This is a genomic window from Delftia sp. S65, from assembly GCF_016516495.1.
GTDB lineage: Bacteria > Pseudomonadota > Gammaproteobacteria > Burkholderiales > Burkholderiaceae_C > Comamonas > Comamonas acidovorans.
Genome location: NZ_JACVUR010000035.1, coordinates 64,071 through 70,070, shown reverse-complemented (window position 1 = coordinate 70,070; position 6,000 = coordinate 64,071). Strand labels below are relative to the sequence as shown.

Below are 6,000 nucleotides of genomic sequence, written 5' to 3'. Positions count from 1 at the left end.
ATGTGACCCCTGCCGTGTGAAGGCAGTGCTCTACCGCTGAGCTAATCACCCGCGAAGCTGGCTGCTAGGCCAACCTCTTTGGAAAAAATGGTGGGTGATACATGGATCGAACATGTGACCCCTGCCGTGTGAAGGCAGTGCTCTACCGCTGAGCTAATCACCCATATGTCGTTACTGCGACAAGACTTAGATTATGTCATAACTTCTAGGACTGATTTTCGAAGCCGCGCCAAATTGTCTTGCCGCCGCTCGATTTGTCCATCTGCACCATCACATCCTCGTGCGCGGCCAGCTCCTGATCATTGGCGTGCACCACGCGCAGCTTGAAGCTGGCCAGATCCACCTGCGCCACGACCAGCCCGCCCTCGGACTGGACAGGCTCTTCCGCCATCAACAGGGCCTCCTGGCCCCGCGTGAGGTTGATGTAGACATCGGCCAGCAGCTCCGCATCCAGCAAGGCGCCGTGCAGCGTGCGCCCGGAGTTGTCCACCTCCAGGCGATCGCACAGCGAATCGAGCGAGTTGCGCTTGCCAGGGAACATCTCCTTGGCCATGACCAGGGTGTCGATGACCCCGCTCACGCACTGGCGGATCGGCGGGCGGTTGGCGAGCTCCAGCTCCTTGTTCAGGAACCCCAGGTCAAAGGGCGCGTTGTGGATGATGAGCTCGGCGCCCTGCAGGTACTCCCAGATCTCCTCGACCTTGTGCTCGAAGCGCGGCTTGTCCTTGAGGAATTCGGTGGTGATTCCGTGCACGCGCAGCGCGTCCGGATGGCTGTCGCGCCCCGCATTGAAATACAGATGCAGGTTGTTGCCGGTCAGCTTGCGGTTGACCATCTCCACGCAGCCCAGCTCGATGAGCCGGTCGCCGTTGTCGGCTGACAGGCCAGTGGTTTCAGTGTCGAGAATGATTTGACGCGACATGCGCTGGCCCTCAGTGGTTTTCCTTGGCGTGATTGAGCGAGTACTTGGGAATCTCGATGGTCACGTCCTCGCGTGCCAGGATGGCCTGGCAGGACAGGCGGGACTGTGGCTGCAGGCCCCAGGCGCGGTCCAGCAGGTCTTCCTCCTCTTCCTCGGCCTCGTTCAGCGAGTTGTAGCCCGCCTTGACCACCACATGGCAGGTGGTGCATGCGCAGCTCATGTCGCAGGCATGTTCGATCTTGATGTTGTTGTCCAGCAGGGCCTCGCAGATCGAGGTTCCGGCGGGCGCCTCGATTTCGGCTCCCTGGGGACAGTATTCGGCGTGGGGAAGTATTTTGATAACGGGCATGACGGATCTGCTGTCGGATCAGAAATCAGGAAAGGGATTGCACGCTCTTGCCGGCCAGGGCCTGCTGGATGCTGCGGTTCATGCGCTCGGCGGCGAAGGACTCCGTGCCCTTGGCCAGCGCTTGTGTCGCGGCCTCGATGACGGCGGCATCCTCGGAGCCCACGCTGGCGCGCAGGGCGTCGATCAGCGCATCGATGGCTGCGCGCTGGTCCGCGGCGAGCACATCGCCATCGGCCTGCAGAGCGCTCTCGGTGGCCATCAGCATGCGATCGGCATCGACACGTGCCTCCACCAGTGCGCGGGCCTGCATGTCCTGCTGGGCCGTGGCAAAGCCGTCCTGCAGCATGCGGGCAACCTCGTCGTCAGACAGGCCGTACGACGGCTTGACATGGATATGGGCCTCGACGCCGCTGGTCTGCTCCTTGGCGCCTACCGACAGCAGGCCGTCGGCATCCACGGTGAAGGTCACACGGATGCGGGCCGCGCCAGCCGCCATGGGCGGGATGCCGCGCAGCTCGAAACGCGCCAGGCTGCGGCAGTCCGCCACCAGGTCGCGCTCGCCCTGCACCACATGGACGGCCAGGGCCGTCTGACCATCCTTGTAGGTGGTGAAATCCTGGGCACGGGCTGTAGGAATGGTCTCGTTGCGGCTGATGATTCGCTCGACAAGGCCGCCCATGGTCTCCACGCCCAGGGACAGAGGAATCACGTCGAGCAGCAGCATGTCGCCGCTTGAGCTGTTGCCAGCGAGCTGGTTGGCCTGGATGGCGGCCCCCAGCGCGACGACTTCGTCGGGGTTGAGATTGATGAGAGGATCGCGGCCAAAGAACTCGGCCACGGCCTCGCGCACCTGGGGCATGCGGGTGGAACCGCCGACCAGCACCACGCCCTGCACTTCGTCGCGCGCCAGCCCTGCGTCCTTGAGCGCGCGGCGCACGGCCGCCAGCGAACGTGCCGTCAGATGAGCCGTGCTCGCATCGAAATCGCTGCGCTTTACATCGAAATGCACAGCGCCGGTAGACAGCTCGGCCGTGAGCGTTGCGACCTGTGCCTCCGTCAATGCCTGCTTGCAAAGGCGTGCCGCCATGCGCCAGCGGGCCTTGTCCTCGGCCGTCTGGGGAACCACGCCGGTCTGCTGGGCCACCCACTCGGCCAAAGCCGCGTCGTAGTCATCACCCCCCAGGGCCGAATCGCCGCCAGTGGAGACGACTTCGAACACACCCTGGGACAGACGCAGGATAGAAATGTCGAAAGTGCCGCCACCCAGGTCGTAGACGGCGTAGACGCCTTCGGAGCCGTTGTCCAGGCCGTAGGCAATGGCTGCAGCCGTGGGCTCGTTGATCAGGCGCAGCAGGTTGATGCCGGCGAGCTTTGCCGCATCCTTGGTGGCCTGGCGTTGTGCATCGTCAAAATAGGCGGGCACGGTGATGACGGCGCCATGGATGTCGTCATTGAAGGTGTCTTCGGCACGGAAACGCAGCGTGGCCAGTATCTCGGCGCTGACCTCCACGGCTGTCTTGGTGCCATCGAAGGTCTCGATCCCGATCACGCCACGGCCGGCCTCCTGCTCCGCAAAGCGGTAAGGCAGCTTTTCCGGCGCATCGATGTCAGCCAGCGTGCGGCCCATGAAGCGCTTGGCCGAAGCAATGGTGTTGCCCGCATCGGTAGACAATGCAGCCTGGGCGGCGTGGCCGATCTCGCGGCGGCCCTGGGGCAGATAGCGCACGACAGAAGGCAGCAGCACTCGGCCCTGGTCATCCGGCAGGCATTCGGCCACGCCACTGCGGACAGCGGCGACCAGCGAATGCGTGGTGCCCAGGTCGATGCCCACGGCAATGCGCCGCTGGTGGGGATCGGGGGACTGACCGGGTTCGGAAATCTGCAAAAGCGCCATGAAAATACTCGGGGAAATTGCAGGTCCGGGCCGGCCGGCCTGCCTTGTGAATGAGGGTCTCTCGTGGGAGGTGCGGATCGCGGGTTATTGTCCCAGTTGATCGCGGCGACGCTCTATGTCCTGCGCAAATCGCGCAACAAACATGAGGGCTCTGACCTGCTGCACAGCCGCCTGCGCATCATGCAGTTCGTCCAGCTGACGACCGCATTCAGCCAGCATGCTCTTTCTCGCCTGCAGCACCTCGTCGTCCAGCGCATCCAGGGCGGCCTCGTCCTGCGCCTCTTCCAACGCCTCGCGCCACTCCATTTGCTGCATCAAAAAGGCGGTGGGCATGGACGTGTTGTCCTCGGCACGCACGGGTGCGCCCAGCAATTCGCAGAGATACGCTGCGCGCCTGAGTGGCTCTTTCAATCGCTGGTAGGCCTCGTTGATGCGCACCGACCATTGCATGGCCACGCGCTGCGCGGCGGCTCCCTGCGAAGCAAAACGGTCAGGGTGGACCTCGCGCTGCAACTCCTTCCAGCGCGCGTCAATGGTGCTGCGCTCCTGCGCAAATTGGCGAGGCAGCGCAAACAGCTCGAAATCGTCCGATTGCAGGTTCATGTCGATAAAAAGCCGCCAGCACCGAAGCGAAGGCGGCCTCTTGAGGGAGTAGAAGAAATCAGGGTCTGCCGGGCATGCCTCCAGGCCACAAAGGCCCGGACGCCCGGCAAATGCCGGTCAGATGCGAAAGCTCTCGCCGCAACCGCAGCGATCACGCTCGTTGGGGTTGTGGAACTTGAAGCCTTCGTTCAAGCCCTCACGCACGAAATCCAGCTCCGTGCCGTCGATATAGGCCAAGCTCTTGGGATCGACCAGCACCTTGATGCCGTGGTCCTCGAAGATCACGTCCTCGGGCAATTGCTCGTCCACATACTCCAGCTTGTAGGCCAGACCAGAGCAGCCCGTGGTCTTGACCCCGAGGCGCACGCCGATGCCCTTGCCGCGTCGCGACAGGTAGCGGCTCACATGGCGTGCCGCAGAATCGGTCAGCGAGATCGCCATATCAGGCGGCCACCACCGCAGTGCGCTTGGCACGGTAGTCATCGACCGCTGCCTTGATGGCGTCTTCGGCCAGGATGGAGCAGTGCACCTTGACGGGAGGCAGAGCCAGCTCTTCGGCGATCTGGCTGTTCTTCAGCGCAGCCGCCTCATCCAGCGTCTTGCCCTTGACCCACTCGGTCACCAGCGAAGACGAGGCAATCGCGGAACCGCAGCCATAGGTCTTGAAACGCGCATCCTCGATGACGCCGGTTTCGGGGTTGACCTTGATCTGCAGCTTCATCACGTCGCCGCAGGCAGGAGCGCCGACCATGCCGGTGCCCACCGATTCGTCGTTCTTGTCGAACGAGCCCACGTTGCGGGGATTTTCGTAGTGGTCTACCACTTTGTCGGAATAAGCCATGATGTCTACCTCTTCAATACTTGATTCGCGTGCCGGCCAATGCTCAGTGAGCCGCCCATTGGATGGTGCTGAGATCGATGCCGTCCTTGAACATCTCCCACAGCGGGCTGAGTTCGCGCAGCTTGACCACATTGGTGCGGATGGTGCTGATCGCGTAGTCGATTTCCTCTTCGGTCGTGAAGCGGCCGATCGTCATGCGCAGGCTGCTGTGCGCCAGTTCGTCGCTGCGGCCAAGTGCACGCAGCACATAGCTGGGCTCCAGGCTGGCCGACGTGCAGGCCGATCCCGAGGACACCGCCAGACCCTTGATGCCCATGATGAGCGACTCGCCTTCGACGAAGTTGAAGCTCATGTTCAGGTTCTGCGGCACACGGTGCTCCATGCTGCCGTTGATGAAGACCTGCTCCAGATCCTTCAAGCCGTTGAGCAGACGCTGCTGCAGCGCGTAGGCCTTGGCGTTGCTTTCAGCCATTTCTTCCTTGGCAATGCGGAAGGCCTCGCCCATGCCGACGATCTGGTGCGTAGGCAGCGTGCCCGAGCGCATGCCGCGCTCATGGCCACCACCGTGGATCTGCGCTTCCAGACGCACACGTGGCTTGCGGCGCACATACAGGGCACCCACGCCCTTGGGGCCATAGGTCTTGTGTGCGGTCATGCTCATCAGGTCCACCGGCAGCTTGGACATGTCGATCTCCACGCGGCCCGTTGCCTGCGCGGCATCCACATGGAACAAGATGCCCTTCTCACGGCACAGCGCGCCGATGGTGGGAATGTCTTGGATGACGCCGATTTCGTTGTTCACGAAGAGCACGCTGACCAGAATGGTGTCGGGGCGCAGCGCGGCCTTGAATGCCTCGATGTCGAGCAGGCCATCAGGCTGCACGTCCATGTAGGTCACCTCAAAGCCCTGGCGCTCGAGTTCACGCATGGTGTCGAGCACGGCCTTGTGCTCGGTCTTGAGCGTGATCAGGTGCTTGCCCTTGCCCTGGTAGAAATGCGCCGCGCCCTTGATGGCCAGGTTGATGGACTCGGTGGCACCGCTGGTCCAGACAATCTCACGGGGATCCGCGCCGATCAGGTCTGCGACCTGGCCGCGGGCCTTCTCGATGGCCTCCTCGGCTTCCCAACCCCAGGCATGACTGCGCGATGCGGCGTTGCCGAAATGCTCACGCAGCCAAGGAATCATGGCGTCCACCACGCGAGGGTCCACAGGGGTGGTCGCGCCATAGTCGAGATAGATGGGGAAATGCGGGGTCATGTCCATGACTGGCTCTTATCAAGGTTCAGGCTGGCAAAAAAACGGGAAGGCGATGAACTCCGGTGAATCCATCCAGGCGGACAACACCGCGCCACACAGCCATGCGCGGCGGTGCCCTGCCCTCAGGGTGTCA

General features: G+C 63.0%; 7 protein-coding genes and 1 tRNA gene. All 8 read right to left on the bottom strand.

Going from position 1 to position 6,000, the window contains the following annotated elements; translation table 11 throughout:
* Nucleotides 1-88: 88 nt before the first annotated feature.
* Nucleotides 89-163 (bottom strand) — tRNA-Val (locus IAE24_RS23050).
* 42 nt (nucleotides 164-205) lie between these two features.
* A complete protein-coding gene (gene dnaQ / locus IAE24_RS23045; protein WP_034394212.1) occupies nucleotides 206-922 on the bottom strand; it encodes a DNA polymerase III subunit epsilon in 717 nt (238 codons plus the stop codon).
* Nucleotides 923-932: 10 nt separating this feature from the next.
* Nucleotides 933-1,271, bottom strand: a complete 339-nt coding sequence (gene fdx / locus IAE24_RS23040; RefSeq protein WP_013802212.1) for an ISC system 2Fe-2S type ferredoxin — start codon at nucleotides 1,269-1,271, stop codon at nucleotides 933-935.
* Between the two features lie 25 nt (nucleotides 1,272-1,296).
* Nucleotides 1,297-3,165, bottom strand: coding sequence for a Fe-S protein assembly chaperone HscA (gene hscA / locus IAE24_RS23035; protein ID WP_199960351.1), 1,869 nt, complete (start codon nucleotides 3,163-3,165; stop codon nucleotides 1,297-1,299).
* 84 nt (nucleotides 3,166-3,249) lie between these two features.
* Complete coding sequence (hscB, locus tag IAE24_RS23030; RefSeq protein ID WP_199960352.1) at nucleotides 3,250-3,768, bottom strand: Fe-S protein assembly co-chaperone HscB; 519 nt, start codon at nucleotides 3,766-3,768, stop codon at nucleotides 3,250-3,252.
* A gap of 117 nt (nucleotides 3,769-3,885) precedes the next feature.
* Nucleotides 3,886-4,209 (bottom strand): iron-sulfur cluster assembly protein IscA, encoded by a 324-nt coding sequence (gene iscA / locus IAE24_RS23025; RefSeq protein ID WP_012205822.1) that lies wholly within the window; start codon nucleotides 4,207-4,209, stop codon nucleotides 3,886-3,888.
* Nucleotide 4,210: 1 nt separating this feature from the next.
* Complete coding sequence (gene iscU / locus IAE24_RS23020; RefSeq protein ID WP_012205823.1) at nucleotides 4,211-4,609, bottom strand: Fe-S cluster assembly scaffold IscU; 399 nt, start codon at nucleotides 4,607-4,609, stop codon at nucleotides 4,211-4,213.
* 43 nt (nucleotides 4,610-4,652) lie between these two features.
* Entirely contained in the window at nucleotides 4,653-5,873 is a 1,221-nt protein-coding gene (locus IAE24_RS23015; RefSeq protein ID WP_012205824.1) for an IscS subfamily cysteine desulfurase, read from the bottom strand.
* Nucleotides 5,874-6,000: the final 127 nt, after the last annotated feature.

Coding starts and splice junctions, on each gene's coding strand:
- dnaQ (WP_034394212.1), bottom strand. CDS start 922: ATGTCGCGTCAAATCATTCTCGACACTGAAACCACTGGCCTGTCAGCC.
- fdx (WP_013802212.1), bottom strand. CDS start 1,271: ATGCCCGTTATCAAAATACTTCCCCACGCCGAATACTGTCCCCAGGGA.
- hscA (WP_199960351.1), bottom strand. CDS start 3,165: ATGGCGCTTTTGCAGATTTCCGAACCCGGTCAGTCCCCCGATCCCCAC.
- hscB (WP_199960352.1), bottom strand. CDS start 3,768: ATGAACCTGCAATCGGACGATTTCGAGCTGTTTGCGCTGCCTCGCCAA.
- iscA (WP_012205822.1), bottom strand. CDS start 4,209: ATGGCGATCTCGCTGACCGATTCTGCGGCACGCCATGTGAGCCGCTAC.
- iscU (WP_012205823.1), bottom strand. CDS start 4,609: ATGGCTTATTCCGACAAAGTGGTAGACCACTACGAAAATCCCCGCAAC.
- IAE24_RS23015 (WP_012205824.1), bottom strand. CDS start 5,873: ATGGACATGACCCCGCATTTCCCCATCTATCTCGACTATGGCGCGACC.